Genomic DNA, 2,643 nt, shown 5'->3' with positions numbered 1-2,643 from the left:
GCCCGACGAGCCCATCGACCGCGAGCCCATCGTGCGCGAACTCACCAGCTTTGTGCTGCTGGGCTGCGGCCTCGCACCAGACTAAGGCCGCCGCCCCATTCTGGGCATGCCTCGGGTGCCCGAGGGGCGAATCCCGGGCAATTTGCACCAGCACGCGGCGTCAAAAGCCCCTTTCAGGCCGCGTTGATCCACCACAAAGACGTTTGACCGCTTTTTGTGGCTGGCACAGCCTTTGCAATAGTTTGACCAATCGATCAAATCACATGGTCAAACAATGCAGACAGCTCCTGACACCGCCGACGCCGCCCGCACAGAACACGCATTCGAGCTGATCCTGAAGCGCAGCCAGATGCGCTTGCCCGTTGCCTCCGGGGAGAGCATGGCCGACGTGCTGCACCTCGCTGGCGTGCCGCTGGAAACCCTGTGCGAGCAGGGCGTGTGCGGCACCTGCGTGACCCGCTGGCTGGACGGCGAGCCCGACCACCGCGACAGCTGCCTGAGCGCTGCAGAGCAAGCCACCCACGTCGCCGTGTGCTGCGCGCGCAGCCACAGCCCCACGCTCACGCTGGACCTGTAGGCCCATCCCCCACAACCCGAAGGACCCCCGCCATGCGCATCCTCGTGATCTATTGCCACCCGGTAGAAACCAGCTACAACGCAGCCCTGCACACCGAGGTGGTGCAGCAGCTGCGCGGCGCGGGCCATGAGGTGGACGACTGCGACCTGTACGCCGAGGGCTTCAACCCCGTGATGACACGCGAAGAGCGCCTGGGCTACCACGAGGTGCCCAGCAACCAGTTGCCCGTGCAGGGCTATGTGGACCGCCTGCTCTGGGCCGAAGCCGTGGTCTTCTGCTTTCCCACCTGGTGCTTTGGCATGCCGGCGATGCTCAAGGGATTTTTCGACCGCGTGCTCATGCCCGGCGTGGCCTTTGACATCAGCGATCCGCACAACGTCAAACCCTCGCTCACGCACATCAAGCGCATCTCAGCCGTGGTCACTTACGGGCGCCCCCGCTGGACGGCCCTGTTCATGGGCGACCCGCCGCGCAAGTCCATCACCCGCTACATGCGCCTGCTCACGGGCGGCAAGGCGCGGGTGAACTACCACGCCTACTACCACATGAACGTGGCCACACCGCCCCGGCTGGCGGCCTTCAAGGCCCGCGTGGGCCAGGCGATGGCGCGCTTTGCATAAGACAACGTTCTAAGGGCCACGGCATGCACGCATCCAACACCCCCGACCACATCCTGCGCGCCCGGTTGCCGCGCTGGCTGCTGCCCTCCGCGTGGCCGCAGCAGGGCCACCAGCCCGCACTGGCCGATCTGCGCCTGGCCCAGGGCCGCATCGTGCAAGTGCTGCCCCACGGCACCCAGCCTGCGCTACACGGCGCTGTGTGGGACGTGGCAGGCGCGCTGGTGCTGCCCGGCCTGGTCGATGCGCACACCCACCTGGACAAGGCCTTCACCCTGCCGCGCATGGGAGAGGTCAAACCCGGCCTGCTGGGCGCCATCGAGGCCATGATGGTGGATCGCCAGGGCTGGACCGAAGCAGACATCCACGCCCGCGCCAGCCGCGCGCTGCAATGGGCCTACGACGCAGGCACCGTCCACCTGCGCACCCACTGCGACTGGTGGGAGCCCGACGCGCAGCCGCTGGCCTGGAACGTGTTGCACGCACTGGCCCACGACTGGGCCGACCGCATCACGCTAGAGCGCGTGAGCCTGATCCCCTTACACCTGTACGCAGACCGCAGCGCTGCCCTACGGCTGGCCGCCACCGTGGCCGCCAGCGGCCCCGGAGCACTACTGGGCGGCTTTGTGCATTCCACCAACTGGGATCCGCAGGCGCTGCGCCACCTGCTGGAAGCCGCACAACACCACGGGCTGAACGTGGACCTGCATGTGGACGAAGAACTGCACCCCGGCGCCCAGGGCTTGGCGACCACGGCCGCACTGCTCAAGGAGCTGGGTTTCGAAGGCCATGTGGTCTGCGGCCACACCTGCGCGCTGGCCGCACAGGACGAGGCCACGGCCCTCGCCACGCTCGATGCCGTGGCACAAAGCCCCATCACCCTGGTCACGCTGCCCATCACCAACCTGCTGCTGCAGGACGCCACCACCGGCCGCACGCCGCGCCAGCGTGGTCTGACGCTGGTGAAGGAGGCCCGTGCACGCGGCATCCCGGTGCTGGTCGCCAGCGACAACGTGCAAGACCCGTTCTGCCCCGTGGGCAGCTTTGACCCGCTGGAAGCCCTGGCCACGGGTGTGCTGGCTGCGCAGCTGGATGCACCTTTCGACCAATGGAGCGAATCGCTGTGCCGCGCCGACTGGCTGTGCACCGGCCGCACTGGCACCACGGCGCTGCCGCTGCAGCCTGGCACGGTGGCTGACCTGCTGGTCTTCACGCAGGCTGACCACTGGGGCTTTCCATCGCGCGCACAAAGCCGTGTGGTGCTGCGCCAGGGCCGCGTCGCCAGCGGCCATGCACCGGCTGCCTGGCATGTGCCAACCACCCAATCCGCAAGGAGCCTCGCATGAGCCCCACATCTGCGCCAGGTATCGCCCAGCCCCTGGCCCGCTACGCCGCATGGCGCCGCGCAGGCGACTTCATCTACCTGAGCGGGATCATTGCCGTGGACCC

3 protein-coding genes are annotated in these 2,643 nt (G+C 67.9%); all 3 read left to right on the top strand.

The window, feature by feature from the left end:
- The first annotated feature begins 274 nt into the window (after positions 1-274).
- From DBR23_RS10780 to DBR23_RS10770, 3 genes are read left to right on the top strand one after another with little or no spacing between them, the layout of a single operon-like run.
- On the top strand, positions 275-577 hold the full coding sequence (locus tag DBR23_RS10780) for a 2Fe-2S iron-sulfur cluster binding domain-containing protein (protein WP_060985148.1): 303 nt from the start codon (positions 275-277) through the stop codon (positions 575-577).
- A gap of 32 nt (positions 578-609) precedes the next feature.
- A complete protein-coding gene (locus tag DBR23_RS10775; protein WP_055394835.1) occupies positions 610-1,197 on the top strand; it encodes an NAD(P)H-dependent oxidoreductase in 588 nt (195 codons plus the stop codon).
- A gap of 23 nt (positions 1,198-1,220) precedes the next feature.
- Positions 1,221-2,540 carry an amidohydrolase family protein gene (locus tag DBR23_RS10770; protein WP_108498239.1) on the top strand — a complete coding sequence of 440 codons (1,320 nt, stop codon included), beginning with the start codon at positions 1,221-1,223 and terminating at the stop codon, positions 2,538-2,540.
- Positions 2,541-2,643 lie beyond the last annotated feature (103 nt).

The sequence above is a fragment of the Acidovorax sp. HMWF018 genome, from assembly GCF_003061035.1.
Lineage (GTDB): Bacteria > Pseudomonadota > Gammaproteobacteria > Burkholderiales > Burkholderiaceae_C > Acidovorax > Acidovorax delafieldii.
The sequence above is the reverse complement of the archived record's forward strand: the minus strand, read 5'-3'. Positions and strand labels throughout refer to the sequence as shown.

What these genes read in the sequence shown, in the direction of transcription:
- DBR23_RS10780 (WP_060985148.1), top strand. Translation starts at nt 275, where the DNA reads ATGCAGACAGCTCCTGACACCGCCGACGCCGCCCGCACAGAACACGCA.
- DBR23_RS10775 (WP_055394835.1), top strand. Translation starts at nt 610, where the DNA reads ATGCGCATCCTCGTGATCTATTGCCACCCGGTAGAAACCAGCTACAAC.
- DBR23_RS10770 (WP_108498239.1), top strand. Translation starts at nt 1,221, where the DNA reads ATGCACGCATCCAACACCCCCGACCACATCCTGCGCGCCCGGTTGCCG.